Here is a 19,127-nt window from a genome sequence, read left to right on the forward strand (position 1 = left end):
ATTCCTCGTGCGAGTGGGCTTTGCCTTCAACGCGATGATCAACGCAGCTTCACCGCCGTTCCGGTGACGAACACCACGACCATGCCACCCTTGCCTGCCGGCATACTGATCTCGAAGTCCACGCCGACCACCGCGTCAGCCTGCAATGCCCGCGCCCGATCCTTCAGTTCGTCGGTGGCCTGAATGCGTGCTTCTTTAAGAGCCCGCTCCAACGTCTGCGACCGCCCGCCAAAGAAGTCGCGCATGCCCGCAAACATATCGCGGATCACGTTGACGCCCTGCACAGACTCGGCGCTGACGATGTCCAGATAGGCCGTGATCTGCCGCCCCTCGACGGAATGAGTGGTGGAAATGATCATGAAAGTCGTCCTTTTACTGCAAAAGTGAAGGCGGCGATTGTAGCGCGGCAACAGGCCTGGCACCCGTGGCTCAATTGGATTTAACGACCCACAATTCATCCAGCTTCGTCGTAAAACTCGAACTCATCACCTCCCGCCGCATGCCCCAGGCAGGATCCGCCGGCACACTCCCCGCTCGCAACGTTCCATGCCCCCAGCGCTGATTGATCTGGTCCAGCACGCCCATCACCCTCTCCGCCGCTTGGGGTTGGGACTGTGCAAACAGGTCTTCGGTAAATTCTCCGGGCTGCCGCAGATCCATCAATAACACTTCAGCCTTGCTGTACTTGAAGCCCGGCCGGAACAATCGATCAACCGCTTCGCTCGCCACCTTGCTCAGCAACCGCACATCATTGGTCGGATAAGGCAACTCGATCAGCGCGCCATTGGCGTACTTGGCCTCCTCCGGATTGAACATGCCGGTGCGGATACTCACGCGGATCTTTTTGCACAGCGAATTCTGCGCACGCAGCTTTTCCGCCGCTCGATGCACATAAGTCGCCACGGCTTCCTTGATCGGCTCGATGGTAGTCAAACGGTTGCCAAACATGCGGCTGCTGCAAATTTCCTGCTTCGGCGGTTCCGTCTCGGACAGTTCCAGACAGGATGTGCCACCCAGTTCGCGCGCGGTCTTCTCGATCACCACGCTGAACTTGCGCCGCAGCGTCCACGGATCGGCCTTCGCCAGGTCCATCGCACTTCTGATCTGCATGCTTTCCAGATGAGCTTTCATCCGCCGCCCGACGCCCCACACGTCACCGACATCGGTATTGCGCAGCACCCAGTCGCGTTTGGACGGATCGCAGATGTCGACCACGCCGCCGGTATGCGCTTGCAGGCGTTTCGCGGTGTGGTTGGCGAGCTTGGCCAGCGTTTTCGTGGGGGCGATGCCGACGCCGACCGGGATGCCGGTGCGCTTATAAACAGCAGAGCGGATGGTGCGGCCAAACGCGGTCAGGTCCCCAGGGATGCCGCTGAGATCGGCGAACGCCTCATCAATGCTGTACACCTCGACGGCCGGCACCATGGATTCGATGATCGTCATCACTCGCTCGCTCATGTCCCCGTACAAGGCGTAATTACTGCTGAACACCTGAATGCCATGGCGGCGCAAATCATCGCGAATCTGGAAATACGGCGCGCCCATTTTCACAAAGGGCTTGGCGTCATAACTGCGCGCAATCACGCAGCCATCGTTATTGCTCAGCACGACAATCGGCGTCTTCGCCAGATCGGGCCGGAACACTCGCTCGCAGCTGGCATAGAAGCTGTTGCAATCGATCAGCGCGAAAACCTGCTCACGATTTGCCATGGTCGCGCACGCTGTAAGTGACCACGCCCCAGATCACCAACTCATCCCCTTCCATCACGTAGCGAGGCGGGTATTTGCTGTTGGCCGAAAGAAGAATGATCGTGTTATCGCGCATGTGCAGGCGCTTGCAAACAGGTTCGGAGTTGAGACCGGCGATGACGATATCGCCGTGCTCGGCATTCAGGCTGCGGTCGACGATCACCAGATCGCCGCAAAATATCCCCGCGTCCTGCATGCTCTCGCCTTCGATCTTCGCCAGATAAACGTGCGGCGCACGAATATCGAAGATCTCATCAAGCGAAATGTGCTTTTCAATGTGATCAGCCGCCGGCGAAGGAAAACCGGCGGGAATCCGAAACGAATACAACGCAAGCTTTTCGCCCGCGCCTGACAACGGGCCGAGGATGGTGACGCTCATGATACGAACCTGATAGTGAATTTACTGTATGCGCATACAGTAAACCCGGGACAGTTCGGAGGGTCAATGAGGCGTGTAGGAGATTTCGACGGGTGACAGGGTTTTATAAAACTTCTACTGAAAGTCAGATTTCGCCACTACGCGTGGACCTCACGATCGAGCACGTCTGCAACCCATTGATTGATGCTCTTATGGGCTAGCTGCGCCTTTACAGCGACCGTCGCATGCAGCGCTGGCGCCAAGCGCAGGCTGAGATCCCCCGAATAGAGTTTCTGAGGTGCGCGACCGAGCCTGGCGCAGGTATCGAGATAATCAGTCACGGCCTCCTAGAACGCGTTCCGCAGCTCTGCGACCGACGTGGAGGTGGTCGAGCGGGACAACAAGACGGTGCGAAAACACAAACTGCACTTTGTGTTCCTGAACACCAAAAGCGGCCTGCCGCACGCTAATGATTTCGTGGTGCGCGATCGTTTCTTCAAGGCGCACTTGCTCGCGGCCGGCGTTCGCTATCGAGGCCCCGGGCAGTGCCGGCACACCTACGCCAGTCAGTTGCTGACCACTGGGGTTGCGTCGATCGACTGGATCGCTGAACAGATGGGCCACACCAACGGCAACATGATCCGCCAACATTACGGGACTTGGATAAACGAGGACGGCCCAGATGTCGTCGGGATGTTGCAGCTAGCTCTGAAGCTTTGAAATCACCGCAAACCAACTGGAAGACTTGAAAAATCTAATTAAACCAAGGGCGCACAACGGCATCTTGCAAGCATGTCTATTGTCGGGCAATGTGACATCATTCTTAAAACAATATGCTAGGAGCAGCGGATGCCATTCTCAGACTTTATGACGGACACTATTACTGTGAGAAAAAGTAATGGCGAAGTGATCGAAAATGTTAAAGCCAGCGTTCAGTCCAATCAAATCTTTCTAGATCGATCAGATATACTTATCGAACCGAGAGACTTGATAGAGCGAAGAATGTCCAATGGAGGTATAGAAACATTTGATGTTATTGATCCCGGTTTTAATGAAGCCTTCCACGGCATTGAAGCTCATTATCAGATGAAAGTGAAAAAACTTGGATTACCAGAAGCAAAGCAACGCACCCAGTCGATCACCTATAACATTACAGGCCATAACGCTCGTATCAACAACGACTCTGTTGACAACTCAACCAATTCCGTAAACATAGGAAGTGACGTTCAGGAATATCTCACCGCGCTACGACAAATAATTGAAACCATTATAGATACGAAGGAGAAGAAGAGCGCTTCCGAGATAGTTGACAGTGTCGAATTGCAATTAGCACAACCAAAACCCAGCAAAACAGTTATTTCAGTTCTACTCGGTGCACTTCCACACATCGCGAGTATCAGCTCGTTGGCGACAGCAATCATAGGAGCACTTTAATTAGGTCTCCATCAGTTTAAAAAACGACATAGGACCGTTATAGATCCCGCACTAAAATAATCAGAATTAAGGGCAAACAATGGGCCAAGCGAAATCAAGAGGCACAAAGAACGATCGAATTGAACAATCATTAAATCGTAAAAAAGAGAACGACCAAGATATAGCGGCTCGACGACGAGCCGCCGGGCAAAAAATTTCAGAGTTCAACAAGCTATATCAAACCAAAGTTTGTCTCGCTCCCCACGAGGATCATGAAGGGCCGATAGTATCGGCTCACACTTTATCTTTGGAAGCATTTTTGAGGCCTATTTCAAGAGAGGGTCGAGTCTACGCAATTCAAAAGAACTTAACCAATGATCCCCAAAAATTCCCATTGACTCTTGAGTTGCAAGGTCTAAGGGACGTTTCCGTATTCAATGGTTTTTGTCGAACGCATGATCGCGAACTATTTTCATGTATAGAAACACGTCCGTTTGAATTCAATCAAGAACAGCTATTTATGCTCGCTTATAGAGCTGTAGTTCGGGAAAGCTATTTCAAACGTAAACAGCACGAGTCATTTCCATCGCTCGAACAAATAGCAGCCATGCAGGGGATAAAAGAGGAGATACAACTCACAGAGCTTGCTGAGAAATACCTATCAGCTATTTTAGAAGGTGCAGCAGAAATTGAAAACCTAAAGAAAAAGCTAGATGACTTATTGATAGCTAAAGATTGGGGACGTCTAGTTACACGAGCATTGATATTCCCAAAGCCGCCGGTGGTAGTTGCGTCTTTCGCGGTACAACCATCGGTCGACATGAACGGAAAACGACTTCAAAACATGTGGGACAGCACTAGCGAACTATCACATATGATGGTTTCTATAATCCCTCTAAACACCGGGAGTGCCGCTATTTTCTCGTGGCTGGATAGTGCTAATAGCGCCCCGTCCCGTTTCTTTGACTCAATAGCCTTATCGAAAGCCCCAACGACGGCCATAATACACACAGCACTCGACCTCAGCGAAAACATTGCAGTTTCTCCTGAATGGTACGAGTCACTTAAACCGCTTACCCGAGAATACGTTATGTCTCGTGTACTCAACCTGGCCCAAGACGAAATCTATGCTACTCGAGGAAATCCCCTGAGGCGCTCACCAGATTTGGGAGATTGGGGAACACCAAACTGTCTGTAGGAGTATCGAACCTAGATATGTGGTCGCTCCTACTTAAATGTGCTCATACTCGATCAGTTGCAAGAGCCTGGCTAATGGGACCGCATTCGTAACGGGGGCTTTTCAAACGTAAACGGCGCTCATGGTATCGGTGGTAAGGAAAGGCATTGACCAGAAGTGGTCAATCAGTAACCTTTAGAAAATCAGGTAGTTTAATTTTAAACTACGCAAACGCTAAGAATGCGGAGTAAGCACTGCGCATTCCCCATACGAAAAAACCGTAAGAAATCAGTCCTAACGATATCGCAAGGATGTTAAAAAAAAGACCGGTCCGCTGTTTCCAGTTTTCTGTCTCTGCATAAAACCACTGACTCAGATAGGTGACACCTGATGAGACAACTATAGCAAATACGCCGCACACAAAAATTGCCAATGCATCAGTAAATGCGGGAATTCGGGAATGCTGTTCCTCTGTGAGTTTTCCGACAAATGCAAGCAGGGCAACTGAAGCGCCACCATTCATTAAAAGGGCTGTTTTAACAGCGTTCTGTCCAGACTGAATAACTGTACGAAACATTTCAAGATCAGAAGCATGATTGCTTTTTTCTCTTTCAACCATAAGTTGAAGCTGCGCTTTAAGATTTTCTATCTGATCTGGGCTGAGTTCGCCGGGTTCAGTGGCTATAACTTTTTCGAGGTATGTAATAAGATTGTCGCAATTAATCGATTCACTGCTAACTTTTACTTCTTTGACAGAAGCCAAAAGCTGGGTGGCAAATGCTTTTACAGTCATTTTTTATCCCTTTAAGTGCACGAGAGTATTCAAGCCTTACATGATGCTCGCTACCTAGCTTTTGTTGAAGCCGACAGACTGCTTTGGCGGAATACAGCCTGCGTGAGCGCTTTCCTAGTATTGCCGTAGTCGCATGATCGCGTCTGTAATCGCCTTTGCATTTGTATCGAGGGTTGCCATAGCGGCGACGGCGTTATCTGCGACGCTCTCTACTCCATTTTCCGAAAGCCATTTCGCTATCTCCTCAATTGCCCCCAGGGCATGCTGGTTGTGCAGAAGCAATGTCAGAGCATCTGCTGCGACAACGTTGGTTTGAGAATCAGATGGCATGGGACTCGTCCTTGGTGTGAGTTCGAAAAGCTTAGCTCATCGCATCGCAAGCGAAGGCCAGTCAACCATTCACTGGCCTCTATTTTGCGCACCCAAATAGCGCCCCAGTCCCATCTCAGTCCCATATGGCCCTTTTCCAGACACCAAAAACCACAAACCCCCGACTTTCTCTAGGAAAATCAGGGGTTTGTGTTTACTGAATGTGGCGGTGAAGGAGAGATTCGAACTCTCGATACAGTTTCCTGTATACACACTTTCCAGGCGTGCTCCTTAAGCCACTCGGACACTTCACCGTATCTCTGCAGACATGTTCTGTCTGTCGAGGCGCGCTAATGTAGTCGAAAGCTTTTCCGATGGCAAACTTTTTTTCAGAATTTTCATGCGCTTAAGAGAGCGCGCTTCATTCTGCCAAAGCGGGCGATGGCAAACCCGCCAATCTCGGGTAAGCCTTGCGCTTCCTTTATAGAAGGCAACACGCGCGCAGCGCTGGCCGTAGCGCAAAACGGTGACTGGCAGGTCAGTCACGACGCTTTACCTGGCTTGCGGCGGTGGGTAACGTCTGCCCATCTTTCTAATAAGGAATAGCGTCATGAGCGAGTTGATTGCCTACCACCTCGAAGACGGTATCGCGACCCTGACCCTGAACAATGGCAAGGTCAACGCGATTTCTCCGGATGTGATTGCAGCGTTTAACGCGGCGCTGGATCAGGCGGTGGCGGATCGCGCGGTGGTGATCATTACCGGGCAGCCGGGGATTCTCTCCGGTGGTTATGACCTGAAGGTGATGACCGCCGGCCCGAAAGAAGCCGTTGCGCTGGTGACGGCCGGTTCGACCCTGGCCCGCCGCCTGCTCTCTCACCCGTTCCCGGTGATCGTTGCTTGCCCGGGGCACGCCGTGGCCAAGGGTGCTTTCCTACTGTTGTCCGCCGATTACCGCATCGGTGTCGACGGCCCGTTCAGCATCGGCCTGAACGAAGTGCAGATCGGCATGACCATGCACCACGCCGGTATCGAGCTGGCGCGCGATCGCTTGCGGCGTTCGGCTTTCCATCGTTCGGTGATCAATGGCGAGATGTTCGATCCGCAAAGTGCCGTTGATGCAGGCTTCCTCGACAAAGTCGTCACTGCCGAAGAATTGCAGGGCGCCGCGCTGGCTGCCGCGCGGCAGTTGAGGAAGATCAACATGCTCGCGCACAAGAACACCAAGCTGAAAGTGCGCAAGCAACTGCTGGAAACTCTTGACGCCGCCATCCTGCAGGATCAGCAACATCTGGGCTGACTCGTCCAAGATCTGCCGGTAAGTGAATAGCCCGACCCTCGCGTCGGGCTTTTTCTTACGTCACACGTCGAAGATTCGCGGAAAGCTCTAGGACGCGCCTGACAGGCAAGACTGAAACATGCGCTTAAACATCGGCCATCTCCGGACTCTATAGCGGCAATTGCCGAAAACAGTGCACATCCGTACACTGCGCCACCTTTTGTCCCGGTGGGCCTGCAAAAATGCTGTTTGTGTTTCGTATGTTGTTGATGGGCCTGCACTTTATTCTGGCCGGTGTGCTCGGCGTGATCCTTGGATTGTGCCGCCCGTTCAACCCGGACAACAGTCGACTCTGCGCCCGCCTCTACGCTTTGCCGGCGATGTGTATCTTGCGTTTGCGGGTCAGGTCCGAGGTCAACGGCTTGATGAACAAGCCCGACAGTTGCGTGATCATTGCCAACCATCAGTCCAACTACGATCTGTTCGTGTTCGGCAATGTCGTCCCGCGCCGCACCGTGTGTATCGGCAAGAAAAGCCTGAAGTGGGTGCCGTTGTTCGGCCAGTTGTTCTGGCTGGCCGGCAATGTGTTGATCGACCGTGGCAATGCGCACAAAGCGCGGCAGTCGATGCTGACGACCACCCACACCTTGCAGAACGAAGACACCTCGATCTGGGTGTTTCCGGAAGGCACCCGCAACCTCGGTGAAGATTTGTTGCCGTTCAAGAAAGGCGCGTTCCAGATGGCAATTGCCGCCGGCGTGCCGATCGTTCCGGTGTGCGTGAGCAGCTATATAAAGCACATGCGCCTGAATCGCTGGCGCAGTGGCAACGTTCTCATACGTTCCTTGCCGGCGATTCCTACAGTCGAATTGACCATGGACGACATGCCTATGCTGATCGAGCGATGCCGCGAGCAGATGCGCGAGTGCATCGAATCGATGGATCGGCAACTGCAAGCCGCGTGAAACAAGACCCGCCCTGTGCGGGTTTTCTTTTGCCGGGTGAACTGTAGAAGTTTCACTGACTCTCAAGCAGCGACACGGCTAAGCTGAAGCCTAGTTTCCCTGCCATCTGCCAAGAAGAAGTGAATCACCACCATGGGTCGAGTTGTTGCTGCTGCGGTGTACAGCGAGGGTAAGAAAGTCACCAATATTGCGCTGGACGAAGGTGCTGCCTGGGCGGCCAAACCCGGCCACTTCGTGTGGATCGGCCTGGAAGAACCGGACGCACAGGAATTATCCAACCTGCAACGTCAGTTCAACTTGCATGAACTGGCCATCGAAGACGCGCTGGAAAAACACAGCCGACCGAAACTGGAAACCTTTGGTGACGCTCTGTTTATCGTCACCTACTCACCGGTTCGCGAAAACGGCGTCTTGCAATTTATCGAAACGCATATCTTCGCCGGCAGGGGTTACATCATCACTGCACGAAACGGCCATTCCGCGTCGTACGCCTATGTGCGGCAACGCTGTGAAGCGCGCCCTTTGTTGCTCGAGCACGGGGAGGATTTCGTCCTGTATGCGCTGCTCGATTTCGTCATCGAGAACTATCAGCCGGTGGGCGAAGCGATCCACGCCGAGATCGATGAGTTGGAGCGCAACGTGCTGTGCAGCGCCCTCAACGAGCGAGACATCCAGAAGCTGCACGGTTTGCGCCGTGACGTGGTGCGCTTGCGTCGATATGCGGCGCCGATGGTGGAAATCGGCGAAGAGCTGCAAAAGCTCAGTTTCCCGTTCATCGACAAGAACATGCGCCCGTACTTTCGCGATGTGCAGATTCACGTAACGCGGCAGATGGAAGACCTCAGTACGCTGGCGGACATTGCCAGCCAGACCATCGAGATCGGCGTGTTGCTCGAGGCATCCCGGCAGAGCGTGGTGCAGCGCAAGTTTGCGGCGTGGGCGGCGATTCTGGCGTTCCCGACAGCGGTGGCGGGAATTTACGGGATGAATTTCCAGAACATGCCGGAATTGACCTGGCATTACGGTTATTTTGCGGTGCTGGGGTTTATTGCGGTGGGGTGTGTGAGTTTGTGGGCGAGTTTCAAGCGGTCGGGGTGGCTGTAGCCGGGACCGCGTTTCCCCGGATATTCGCGAGCAGGCTCGCTCCCACAGGGATTGTGGGAGCAGGCCCTTTTAGCGTTGAGCCGTTTCTGGTTTGTACGCCACGAAGCGCATCATCCACTCTGCAACGGTAGCGCCATGATGCTCCTGCTCAAGGCTCGCGACCCCCTTGCTGTAGATCTGCGAGCCCAGCGCTTCCTGGCGCAGATCGAGCAGCGCGCGCGAATAATCGTGAATGAATTCCGGGTGGCCCTGGAAGCACAGCACTTGATCGTTGATGTGATAAGCCGCGAACGGGCAGAAATCGCTGGACGCGATGACCGTGGCGTTTTCCGGTAGCTCGGTTACCTGATCCTGATGACTGATCAGCAGTGTCAGCTCTTCGCGCACCGGGCTCATCCACGGCGCCTTGGCTGCCAGCTGGTAGCTGTGAGTGCCGACGCCCCAGCCTTGGGACGCACGCTCACTCTTGCCACCAAGCAATAGCGCCAGCAATTGATGGCCGAAGCACACGCCGAGCAATTTGTCGCCGCGTTCGTAGCGAGTCAGAAGATAAGTCTTGAGAGTCTGGATCCACGGATCCGTGCCGAACGAATCGGCCTTGCTGCCAGTGACCAGGTACGCATCGAAAGTCTCATCGTCACTTGGATACTCACCCTTCACCACGTTATAGACAGTGAACTCAGCGGCAATCGGTTGCTGCGAGAACAGGCGCTGGAACATCTGCCCATAGCCCTGATATTGGTCAATCAATTCGGGCCGCAGGATGTCGGTTTCGAGAATGCAGATGCGCAGCGACATAAAAAATACCTGACACGTGATGGGAATAATGAACACCCCAGAGCCTGCCTTGAAACACGTGGCCAAGGCAAGCCCCGAAATGCTCGCTGGCCCTAGAACATTTCACCTTTCGCCGCTTTGTCCAGCAACAGCGCTGGCGGGGTAAAGCGCTCGCCGTATTGTTCCGCCAGATACTGCGCGCGGGCGATGAAGTCCTTCAGGCCATACTGGTTGATGAACTGCAGCGCCCCGCCGGTCCACGCGGCGAAACCGATGCCGAAGATCGAGCCGACGTTGGCATCCGCCGTCGAGGTCAGCACGCCCTCCTCCACACAGCGCACGGTTTCGATGGCCTGCACAAACAACAGCCGATCACGCACATCCTTCGCAGAGATCTGTCCGTCGGCCTTCTCGAAGCGCGTTTTCAGCTCCGGCCATAAATGCTTCTGGGCACCGGCTGGATACTCATAAAAACCGCCTCCGGCAGCTTTACCCGGTCGCTTGAATTCATTGAGCATCAAGTCAATCACGGCAAAGGCCGGGTGCTCAATCAGCGGTTTCCCTTCAGCCTGTAGGTCCTTGGCCGTCTGTTGACGGATATGGCTCATCAGGCTGAGGGAAACTTCGTCGGAGATTGCCAGAGGCCCGACCGGCATCCCGGCCTTGCGCGCTTCGGTCTCGATCATCGGCGCACTGACGCCCTCGCCGAGCATGGCAATGCCTTCGTTGGTGAATGTGCCGAACACCCGCGAGGTAAAGAAGCCGCGACTGTCGTTGACCACGATCGGAGTTTTCTTGATTTGCAGCACGAAATCGAAACCGCGAGCGAGAGTTTCGACGCTGGTCTGCGCACCTTTGATGATTTCCACCAGCGGCATTTTTTCTACCGGACTGAAGAAATGCAGGCCGATGAATTTGCTTTGATCGGCCACCGCCGTCGCCAGACCGGTGATCGGTAGCGTCGACGTATTGGAAGCAATGACCGCTTCGCCGCCCACGACCTGTTGCGCGGCGGCGGACACCCTGGCTTTGAGTTGGCGATCCTCGAACACCGCTTCGATGATCAGATCGCAACCGGCCAGATCGGCATCGCTTTCGCTCGCAACGATTCGCGCCAGCACCGCTTCGCGCTGTTCGGCGGTCATTTGGCCACGGGCAACTTTCTTGTCCAGCAGCGCAGCGGAATGCGCTTTGCCTTTCTCGGCAGCGGCGAGGTTGATGTCCTTGAGCACGACGTCGATACCGGCCGAGGCGCTGACGAACGCGATGCCTGCGCCCATCATTCCGGCGCCGAGCACACCGACTTTGCGGGTTTTATAGGGCGCAAAACCTTGCGGTCTGGAACCGCCGGCGTTGATCTCGTTCAACTGGAACCAGAACGTACCGATCAGGTTTTTCGAGATTTGCCCGGTCGTCAGCTCGGTGAAGTAGCGGGTTTCGATCAGGTGCGCGGTGTCGAAATCGACCTGAGCGCCCTCCACCGCCGCGCATAGAATCTTCTCCGGCGCCGGCAGGGTGCCTTGAGTTTTCGCGCGCAGGATCGACGGTGCAATCGCCAGCATCTGCGCCACTTTCGGGTTCGATGGCGTGCCGCCGGGAATCTGGTAACCCTTGACGTCCCAGCGCTGCACTGCCGTCGGATTGGCGAGAATCCACGCGCGCGCCTTGGCCAGCAGCTCATCGCGATCCGCTGCCAGGTCATCAATCAGCCCGGCCTGCAGCGCCTGTTGCGGGCGCACCTTCTTGCCTTCAAGCAAGTACGGCAGGGCTTTTTCGATACCGAGCATGCGCACCATGCGCACCACCCCGCCGCCGCCCGGCAACAGGCCAAGGGTCACTTCCGGCAAACCGAGTTGCACCGAGGCGTCATCAACAGCAATGCGGTGGTGACAGGCCAGACAGATTTCCCAGCCGCCGCCCAGCGCAGCGCCGTTGATCGCCGCGACCACCGGTTTGCCGAGGGTTTCCAGGCTGCGCAATTGCGCCTTGAGGGTCAGCACCATGTCGTAGAAAGCTTTGGCTTCGGGCTTGCCGACCTTGATCAGTTCATTGAGGTCGCCGCCGGCAAAAAAGGTTTTCTTCGCCGAGGTGATGATCACTCCGGCAATGCTGTCTTTCTCAGCCAGCAAGCGGGCGACGCAAGCGGCCATGGCCTCGCGGTACACGGCGTTCATGGTGTTGGCGCTCTGGCCCGGCATATCCATGGTCAGCACGACGATACCGTCCTGGCCTTTTTCGTAACGAATGGCTTCGCTCATAACAAGGTTCCTTGAAGTCGGGGCTCAGAGGCGTTCGATGATGGTGGCAATGCCCATGCCGCCGCCGACACACAGCGTCGCCAGGCCGTAGCGCAGATGCCGCGCTTCCAGTTCATCAAGCAGGGTGCCGAGGATCGCGCAACCGGTGGCGCCCAGCGGGTGGCCCATGGCGATCGAGCCGCCGTTGACGTTGACCTTGCCGGGATCGACGGCCATGTCCTTGATGAATTTCAACACCACCGAAGCGAACGCTTCGTTGACCTCGAACAGATCGATGTCCTCCACGCGCAGTCCGGCCTTGGCCAGCGCTTTGCGAGTCGCCGGCGCCGGGCCGGTGAGCATGATGGTCGGATCTGTGCTGGTGACGGCCGTGGCGACGATACGCGCGCGTGGCTGCAGTCCCAGCGCGCGCCCCTTGGCTTCGGAGCCGATGAGCATCAGCGCCGCACCGTCGACAATTCCGGAACTGTTGCCCGGCGTGTGCACATGGTTGATCCGCTCGACATGGCTGTAGACCCGCAACGCCGTGGCGTCAAAGCCCAGCTGCCCGATCATTTCGAAACTTGGCTTGAGCTTGCCCAGGCCTTCGAGGGTCGATTCGGCGCGGATGAACTCATCGTGATCAAGCAGGATGATGCCGTTCTGATCGTGCACCGGAACCAGCGACTTGTTGAAGGAGCCATCGGCCCGCGCTCGGGCGGCTTTTTGCTGGGAGTGCAGCGCGTAGGCATCGACGTCCTGCCGGCTGAAGCCTTCGAGGGTGGCGATCAGATCGGCGCCAACACCTTGCGGGGTGAAATGGCTGTGCAGGTTGGTCTGCGGGTCCAGCGCCCACGCGCCGCCATCGCTGCCCATAGGCACCCGCGACATCGACTCGACGCCGCCGACCACCACCAGATCCTCGAAACCCGAGCGCACTTTCATCGCGCCAAGATTCACGGCTTCCAGACCCGAAGCGCAAAAGCGGTTGATCTGCACACCGGCGACGCTGACGTCCCAGTCGGCCACTTGCACCGCCGTCTTGGCGATGTCCGAGCCTTGATCGCCGATCGGCGTGACGCAGCCGAGAACCACATCATCGACCTGACTGGTATCCAGCGCGGTGCGCGCCTGCAAGGCGTTCAGCAAACCGGCCACCAGGTTGACCGGCTTCACGCTGTGCAGCGCGCCATCGGCCTTGCCTTTGCCACGCGGGGTGCGCAACGCATCGAAAATCAAAGCTTCAGTCATGACGTCCTCGAACCTGATTTATTGGCACTTCACTTTCGCCCTGTGCCGGCTGGCAAGCAATGACCACTTTGCTCAAAGCGCTTGACGCACACGCTCAGACGGACGGTCATCCGGCATGAGGTGAACCGGTTCAGGTCGCCGAGTTGTCTAGCCAGCGGGCGGCAAAGAAGCTGGCAATACGCCTCATGCCGTTTTAAGAGCTTTTGCCAAGAACTCCATATGAAATGGATCTAAGCGAAGGCAGAGGCGGGCTCTAAGGTGAAGATGTACGCCATCGTCGTCGGGTTTTGCCGAGACGGGCGTCCTTCAACAGGAAGTGCAACGCGTGCCGTCAGGGATATGCAGTCAGGCATGCATCAGGAAATAACAATAAAGGCGGTCAAGCCATGTTCAAACAACCGAAAGTACGTCAAGCAGGACTCATTCTTTTCGCCACGACGCTGTTGTTGATCTTGCCGAATCTGACCAAGGTCATCGGCTGATTCAAACGTCGCGTGCTGTATATCGCCACTGAAAATGTGACTGGCCCGCTACCCGGGCCAGCGTGGTTGTGCCAACCTTTGCGCACTTCCTCGACATGGACGGCGATCATTTGAAAACGCTCATTGCGCTCGGTGCCTTGCTGCTGAGCTTGCCCTTGTCCGCCGCACAACTGGATCTGCAGTTGGGCGCAAACAGCCGCCCCTGGCAGACCGAAGAGCTGCTCAAGCATCCTCAGCTGCAAACTCTCACGATCAACAATGATGTTTCCTACAAGAAGGACATGACCTATCAGGCCGTGCCGCTGGCCGCATTGCTGACGGGGGTCAAGCCGGAGGATCACTTGCAGGCGGTGGCGCTGGATGGCTTTGCCGCAGAGTTGGCCGGCGCGCCCTTGCTGAACAAGGACGGCGCACGAGCATGGCTAGCGATCGAGGATCCGGCGCAGCCGTGGCCTCCGTTATCCGCCGGCAAGCACAGCGCCGGGCCGTTCTATCTGGTCTGGACCGATCCGCAGGCAGGTAATATCAGCCCCGAACAGTGGCCGTTCGAAGTCGCCAGCATCAAGCTGATGGCGCCAGTGGCCCAACGCTTCCCTGCCCTGCTGCCCGATCCTGCCTTGAAGGCCGATGATCCGGTGAACCAGGGTTTTGCCCTGTTTCAGAAAAATTGCCTGGCCTGTCACCGGTTGAATGGTGCCGGAGACGCGCAGTTCGGTCCGGATCTGAATATTCCGTATAGCCCGACCGAGTATTTTGGGGCGGATTTCTTGAAGCGCTACATCCGCGATCCGCAGAGTTTGCGTCAGTGGCCGCAGGCGAAGATGCCGGGGTTTTCCCCGCAGGTGTTGCCGGATGGAGACCTTGAAATGCTGGTGGGCTATCTCAAGCACATGGCCGGGCGCAAAGCCAAGCCTTGATGCAGTCCCCTGGTGGGAGCGAGCCTGCTCGCGAAGGCGAAGTGCCAGTCGCTGATTGGCTGGCTGATGGACCGCTTTCGCGAGCAGGCTCGCTCCCACAGGGCTTTGCGTGCGTCGAGCTATTGTTGCTGCACGGAAATAACCGGCGTCGGCGAGACGAATACCTTGGCGTGCATCTGCTCGCAACCGCCGCCCCGGCGCATGCCACGGACCGGGCAGGCATCCAGATAATCCAGGCCCACCGCCAGCTTCAAGTGTCGCTCCGGGCGCGCCAGTTGGTTGGTCACGTCGAAGCTGTACCACGCGTCGTCCAGCCACGCTTCTGCCCAGGCATGACTGGCCAGATGCTCGCAATCTTCGCTGTACAGATAACCCGACACGTAACGCGACGGCACGCCGAGGCTGCGCGCGCAGGCGAGAAACGCATGGGTATGATCCTGACAAACCCCGGCGCGACCGGCGAAAGCTTCGGCGGCGCTGGTGTCGACTTCGGTGGAGCCCGGCGTGTAGGTCATGTGCTGATTCAGACCGTGCATCAAGTCGATCAGCGCGGTGCGATCACGCCGTTGCTTGCAGTTCTTCGCGGCAAATTCGCGCAAGGCTTCATCGGCTTCGGTCAGGCGCGTGAAGCGCAGGAACGGCAGCGCCGACTGGCTCTCATGTTCGGCCTCGCGCAATTCGTCAATATCGACCTGACCACGGGCGCCGATGATGATCGCTTCGTGGGGCTCGTCCATGGTCAGCACATGCAGGATGTTGCCGAACGGATCGAGCTGCGCACGCACCGGACGCGGCAGGTCGAGTTGCCAACTGAGGACATGCTGGCGCTCGCTGTCGTGGGGCGTCAGGCGCAGGTACTGGATGCTCGCGCGCACCTGATCTTCATAGTGATAGGTGGTCTCGTGGCTAATGGAAAGTCTCATGCAGCCTCCAGGTAGGAACTGTGAATGGCGTTGCCCAACTGGCGCACCAGCGGGATGAATTCGGTCAGCCAGGCGTGCAGGCCTTCTTCGAGAATTTCGTTGATGCCGGTGTAGCGCAGGCGCGCGTCCATTTCCGCCGCCAGGCGTTGTGCCGGGCGGCCGTTGGCGCCGGGCAGTTGCGCGAGGATCTGGTCGATCTCTTCGGTACAGGCACGCAGCGAACGCGGCACATCGGCGCGTAACAGCAGCAGTTCGGCGACATGCCGGGCGCCGGGCGCGTCGCGGTAGATTTCGGTGTAGGCCTCGAATGAGGACAAGGCGCGCAGCAGCGCACTCCATTGGTAATAGGCGTGCGCCGTGCCGTCGCTGACTGCTTCGGCCTGATCGCCGGCCATTTCGTAACGGGCATCGAGCAGGCGCAGCGTGTTGTCCGCGCGCTCGATAAACGTGCCCAGACGAATAAAGCGAAACGCGTCGTTGCGCATGATCGTGCCGTATGAGGCGCCACGAAACAGGTGCGAACGTTCCTTGATCCATTCACAGAAACGACTCATGCCATAGCGGCTCAAGCCCTGTTCGGCGATGCCGCGAATTTCCAGCCAGGTCGCGTTGATGTTTTCCCACATGTCCGCAGTGATTCGCCCGCGCACGGCATGGGCACTGGCCCGCGCTGCACCAAGGCAGCTGTAGATACTGGCCGGGTTGGCCGCATCCAGTGCGAAGAAATGCAGCAGGCGCTCAGCGTGGAGGTCGCCGTGGCGTTCAAGGTAATCGTCCAGGGTGCCGGTGATCAGCAACGGCATGGCGAGTTCGTGGAGACCGTCGCCGCGCCCGTCCTGCGGCATCAGCGACAGCGAATAACTGATGTCGAGCATGCGCGCGAGATTCTCCGCACGCTCCAGGTAACGCGACATCCAGTACAGATCCGAGGCAGTTCTACTTAACATGGCAAGCTTCCTTCAATCCTCGACTACCCAGGTGTCCTTGGTGCCGCCGCCCTGGGAGGAATTCACCACCAGGGAGCCTTCACGCAACGCGACACGGGTCAAACCGCCGGGAACGACCCGGGTTTCGCGGCCGGACAGCACGAACGGACGCAAGTCGATATGGCGCGGCGCGATGCCGTTTTCGACAAAGGTCGGACAGGTCGACAGCGATAGCGTCGGTTGCGCAATGTAGGCATGGGGTTTGGCTTTGATGCGCTCGCGAAAGGCATCGATTTCCGCCGTCGTCGCGGCCGGTCCGACCAGCATCCCGTAACCGCCGGAGCCTTGGGTTTCCTTGACCACCAGTTCCGGAAGATTGGCCAGCACGTGGGACAGCTCGGACGGGTTGCGACACTGCCAGGTCGGCACGTTTTTCAGAATCGGCTCTTCGTCGAGGTAGAAACGGATCATGTCGGTGACAAACGGGTACACCGATTTATCGTCCGCCACTCCGGTGCCGATGGCATTCGCCAGCACCACGTTGCCGGAACGGTAGGACGACAGCAGCCCCGGCACGCCGAGCATCGAGTCCGGATTGAACGCCAGCGGATCGAGGAATGCGTCGTCGAGGCGGCGATAGATCACGTCGACCGCTTTCGGGCCATCGGTGGTGCGCATGAAGACTTTGTCGTCACGCACGAACAGATCCGCGCCTTCGACCAGTTCCACGCCCATTTCCCGGGCAAGAAACGCGTGTTCGAAGAACGCGCTGTTGAAGCGTCCCGGCGTCAACACCACCACACTCGGGTTGTCGATCGGGCTTGAGCTTTTCAGGGTGTCGAGCAGCAGATTGGGATAGTGATCGATCGGGGCGATGCGCTGGGCGGAGAACAGTTCGGGGAACAAACGCATCATCATCTTGCGGTCTTCGAGCATGTAGCTGACGCCACTGGGTGTGCGCAGGTTGTCTTCGAGGACGTAGTAAGTGCCATCGCCATCGCGCACCAGATCGACGCCGGAGATATGCGAGTAGATGTCGCGGTGCAGATCCAGGCCTTGCATCGCCAACTGGTATTGCTCGTTGGCCAGCACCTGTTCGGCGGGAATAATCCCGGCCTTGATGATGCGCTGCTCGTGGTAGAGGTCGGCGAGAAACATGTTCAACGCTTTGACCCGCTGGATGCAGCCGCGCTCGACAATCCGCCATTCACTGGCCGGAATGCTGCGGGGAATGGTGTCGAACGGAATCAGGCGCTCGGTGCCCTGCTCGTCGCCATAGAGCGTGAAGGTGATCCCGGCACGGTGGAACAGCAGATCGGCCTCGCGGCGGCGCTGCGCGAGCAGCTCGTCGGGCGTCTCGGCCAGCCAGCGGGCAAATTCCCGGTAATGCGGGCGGACCAGGCCACCGGCATCGTACATCTCGTCAAAATAGGTGCGGATCATGCCGTACTCCTTGTCACTCCGGACATACAGGCCTTCGCAAGGCCCGTGCCATCGGCATAAACGCTTTGATTTCAATCGGTTGTAGATCCACGCCGAAGGCTGCGCACCATTCCTGTGCGGCAAATGCCCCGGCCCGATTGCCCCCGCTTCATTGCGACGCACTGCATCGCCTATCACCAGCATAGTCAGAGTTGATTTCACTGCCCGGCCACGGCTGCGGATAATCCGCGCATTCGCTGCAAAACTTCCATGGCACGGCGCCTCGAAGCAGACAGCTCAACTGATCTGAACTGCCTTGGCAGCCCCGTCCCGACAGGACTTTATTGCATACCCGTCTTCCCTTTCAGCCACCCTCTCCGGTGGCTTTTTTTTTGCCCAGGATTCTTGTTTCAGGGTTTTGCCACTGCGATATGCAGAAGCCAGAAACGACAACGGCCGACCCGAAGGTCAGCCGTTGCCCGACAGACAATGCGCAATATCAATTCAACCGGTAACGATTGCGCACCTCCTGCTTCACGCCCCAACCCTCGATAATGCCGCCCAGCGGTTCGACCACGGCTGAAAAGCCTTGCTCGAAATCGCCGATGTCGTCATAGGTTGCGTACATCACTTTGCTCAATTCCAGCGACCAGGCGCCGTCGTCGCGCGCACTGACCTGGGCATTGATGGATTCACCGCGAAATTTGCCTGCTGCCCTGCGCGCCCGCTCCTCGTCCGGGAAAATCGCGTAGAACTCGATGGGATGGAACCGGGAAAAATCGAAACCGCCTTCTTTCATGCGGCGCAGAACGTTGCTGCTGATGTCTTCTTGATAGGCTGTGCTCATGAATCGTCCCCCTCGATTGATGGATAGACTTTCCGTATTCCCGCCCCGGGCCTTTTGGCCTAAGTACTACGGCAACGTGGTTGCGCGCGGGAAACAAGCATGTAGCTGACAAGACCAGACCTTAGCGATCCATTCGCTGATCTCGCTTGCAGAGTAGCCCCAAGAGAGCGCCGCTGCCAAGGCCTGGTTTACGAGATG

At 56.9% G+C, this 19,127-nt stretch carries 19 protein-coding genes, 1 tRNA gene and 2 pseudogenes; 7 read left to right on the top strand and 15 right to left on the bottom strand.

What is annotated here, in order from left to right; genetic code table 11:
• Window positions 1-38: 38 nt before the first annotated feature.
• The 4 genes and pseudogenes from OC605_RS12260 to OC605_RS12275 all read right to left on the bottom strand — a co-directional run.
• The gene (locus OC605_RS12260) at window positions 39-359 is read right to left on the bottom strand and encodes a YbjQ family protein (RefSeq protein ID WP_016773801.1); all 321 of its coding nucleotides are present in this window, start codon (window positions 357-359) and stop codon (window positions 39-41) included.
• Between the two features lie 70 nt (window positions 360-429).
• Window positions 430-1,710, bottom strand: coding sequence for a Y-family DNA polymerase (locus OC605_RS12265; protein ID WP_262137385.1), 1,281 nt, complete (start codon window positions 1,708-1,710; stop codon window positions 430-432).
• Window positions 1,697-2,128: a LexA family protein gene (locus OC605_RS12270; RefSeq protein WP_133340087.1), complete on the bottom strand. Its 432-nt coding sequence runs from the start codon at window positions 2,126-2,128 to the stop codon at window positions 1,697-1,699. Before OC605_RS12270 ends, OC605_RS12265 begins: the two co-directional genes overlap by 14 nt.
• A 137-nt stretch (window positions 2,129-2,265) precedes the next feature.
• Window positions 2,266-2,484, bottom strand: a pseudogene (locus OC605_RS12275) (type II toxin-antitoxin system HicB family antitoxin); the annotation flags it as partial.
• Window position 2,485: 1 nt separating this feature from the next.
• Between OC605_RS12275 and OC605_RS12280 the strand changes: the two are divergent.
• The 3 genes and pseudogenes from OC605_RS12280 to OC605_RS12290 all read left to right on the top strand — a co-directional run.
• A pseudogene (locus OC605_RS12280) lies at window positions 2,486-2,827 on the top strand (site-specific integrase); the annotation flags it as partial.
• A 129-nt stretch (window positions 2,828-2,956) separates the two neighbouring features.
• A complete protein-coding gene (locus OC605_RS12285; RefSeq protein ID WP_262137387.1) occupies window positions 2,957-3,541 on the top strand; it encodes a hypothetical protein in 585 nt (194 codons plus the stop codon).
• 79 nt (window positions 3,542-3,620) lie between these two features.
• The gene (locus OC605_RS12290; RefSeq protein ID WP_262137389.1) at window positions 3,621-4,718 is read left to right on the top strand and encodes a hypothetical protein; all 1,098 of its coding nucleotides are present in this window, start codon (window positions 3,621-3,623) and stop codon (window positions 4,716-4,718) included.
• A 202-nt stretch (window positions 4,719-4,920) separates the two neighbouring features.
• Here OC605_RS12290 and OC605_RS12295 read toward each other — a convergent pair whose 3' ends face one another.
• From OC605_RS12295 to OC605_RS12310, 4 genes are all read right to left on the bottom strand, one after another.
• Window positions 4,921-5,490: a hypothetical protein gene (locus tag OC605_RS12295; RefSeq protein WP_262137391.1), complete on the bottom strand. Its 570-nt coding sequence runs from the start codon at window positions 5,488-5,490 to the stop codon at window positions 4,921-4,923.
• Between the two features lie 114 nt (window positions 5,491-5,604).
• Window positions 5,605-5,820, bottom strand: a complete 216-nt coding sequence (locus tag OC605_RS12300) for a hypothetical protein (protein WP_262137393.1) — start codon at window positions 5,818-5,820, stop codon at window positions 5,605-5,607.
• A 203-nt stretch (window positions 5,821-6,023) separates the two neighbouring features.
• A tRNA-Ser gene (locus OC605_RS12305) sits at window positions 6,024-6,113 on the bottom strand.
• Entirely contained in the window at window positions 6,109-6,345 is a 237-nt protein-coding gene (locus OC605_RS12310) for a hypothetical protein (protein ID WP_217879592.1), read from the bottom strand. The genes OC605_RS12305 and OC605_RS12310 overlap by 5 nt, the downstream gene beginning before the upstream one ends.
• A 64-nt stretch (window positions 6,346-6,409) precedes the next feature.
• Between OC605_RS12310 and OC605_RS12315 the strand changes: the two genes are divergently transcribed.
• The 3 genes from OC605_RS12315 to OC605_RS12325 all read left to right on the top strand — a co-directional run bounded on the left by OC605_RS12315 (window position 6,410) and on the right by OC605_RS12325 (window position 9,147).
• The gene (locus OC605_RS12315) at window positions 6,410-7,099 is read left to right on the top strand and encodes a crotonase/enoyl-CoA hydratase family protein (protein WP_262137395.1); all 690 of its coding nucleotides are present in this window, start codon (window positions 6,410-6,412) and stop codon (window positions 7,097-7,099) included.
• Between the two features lie 221 nt (window positions 7,100-7,320).
• Window positions 7,321-8,043 carry a 1-acylglycerol-3-phosphate O-acyltransferase gene (locus OC605_RS12320; protein WP_262137397.1) on the top strand — a complete coding sequence of 241 codons (723 nt, stop codon included), beginning with the start codon at window positions 7,321-7,323 and terminating at the stop codon, window positions 8,041-8,043.
• A gap of 132 nt (window positions 8,044-8,175) precedes the next feature.
• Window positions 8,176-9,147: a magnesium and cobalt transport protein CorA gene (locus tag OC605_RS12325; protein WP_016773794.1), complete on the top strand. Its 972-nt coding sequence runs from the start codon at window positions 8,176-8,178 to the stop codon at window positions 9,145-9,147.
• Window positions 9,148-9,216: 69 nt separating this feature from the next.
• Here OC605_RS12325 and OC605_RS12330 read toward each other — a convergent pair whose 3' ends face one another.
• The 3 genes from OC605_RS12330 to OC605_RS12340 form a co-directional block, all read right to left on the bottom strand.
• Window positions 9,217-9,945 carry an amidotransferase gene (locus OC605_RS12330; protein WP_125918573.1) on the bottom strand — a complete coding sequence of 243 codons (729 nt, stop codon included), beginning with the start codon at window positions 9,943-9,945 and terminating at the stop codon, window positions 9,217-9,219.
• Window positions 9,946-10,037: 92 nt separating this feature from the next.
• Window positions 10,038-12,182 (bottom strand): 3-hydroxyacyl-CoA dehydrogenase NAD-binding domain-containing protein, encoded by a 2,145-nt coding sequence (locus OC605_RS12335; RefSeq protein WP_262137400.1) that lies wholly within the window; start codon window positions 12,180-12,182, stop codon window positions 10,038-10,040.
• 24 nt (window positions 12,183-12,206) lie between these two features.
• Window positions 12,207-13,412, bottom strand: a complete 1,206-nt coding sequence (locus tag OC605_RS12340) for an acetyl-CoA C-acetyltransferase (protein WP_262137402.1) — start codon at window positions 13,410-13,412, stop codon at window positions 12,207-12,209.
• A 577-nt stretch (window positions 13,413-13,989) separates the two neighbouring features.
• Here OC605_RS12340 and OC605_RS12345 point away from each other — a divergent pair.
• Window positions 13,990-14,811 (top strand): c-type cytochrome, encoded by an 822-nt coding sequence (locus OC605_RS12345; protein WP_262137502.1) that lies wholly within the window; start codon window positions 13,990-13,992, stop codon window positions 14,809-14,811.
• A 119-nt stretch (window positions 14,812-14,930) separates the two neighbouring features.
• Here OC605_RS12345 and OC605_RS12350 read toward each other — a convergent pair whose 3' ends face one another.
• The 4 genes from OC605_RS12350 to OC605_RS12365 all read right to left on the bottom strand — a co-directional run bounded on the left by OC605_RS12350 (window position 14,931) and on the right by OC605_RS12365 (window position 18,929).
• Window positions 14,931-15,734 carry a transglutaminase N-terminal domain-containing protein gene (locus tag OC605_RS12350; RefSeq protein ID WP_016773789.1) on the bottom strand — a complete coding sequence of 268 codons (804 nt, stop codon included), beginning with the start codon at window positions 15,732-15,734 and terminating at the stop codon, window positions 14,931-14,933.
• Window positions 15,731-16,681, bottom strand: coding sequence for an alpha-E domain-containing protein (locus OC605_RS12355; protein WP_016773788.1), 951 nt, complete (start codon window positions 16,679-16,681; stop codon window positions 15,731-15,733). Before OC605_RS12355 ends, OC605_RS12350 begins: the two co-directional genes overlap by 4 nt.
• A gap of 12 nt (window positions 16,682-16,693) precedes the next feature.
• On the bottom strand, window positions 16,694-18,103 hold the full coding sequence (locus tag OC605_RS12360; RefSeq protein ID WP_016773787.1) for a circularly permuted type 2 ATP-grasp protein: 1,410 nt from the start codon (window positions 18,101-18,103) through the stop codon (window positions 16,694-16,696).
• A gap of 478 nt (window positions 18,104-18,581) precedes the next feature.
• Window positions 18,582-18,929: a ribonuclease E inhibitor RraB gene (locus tag OC605_RS12365; RefSeq protein ID WP_003223226.1), complete on the bottom strand. Its 348-nt coding sequence runs from the start codon at window positions 18,927-18,929 to the stop codon at window positions 18,582-18,584.
• Window positions 18,930-19,127 lie beyond the last annotated feature (198 nt).

Origin of the sequence: Pseudomonas sp. Marseille-Q5117 (assembly GCF_946901175.1) — a bacterium.
Taxonomy (GTDB): domain Bacteria; phylum Pseudomonadota; class Gammaproteobacteria; order Pseudomonadales; family Pseudomonadaceae; genus Aquipseudomonas; species Aquipseudomonas iranensis.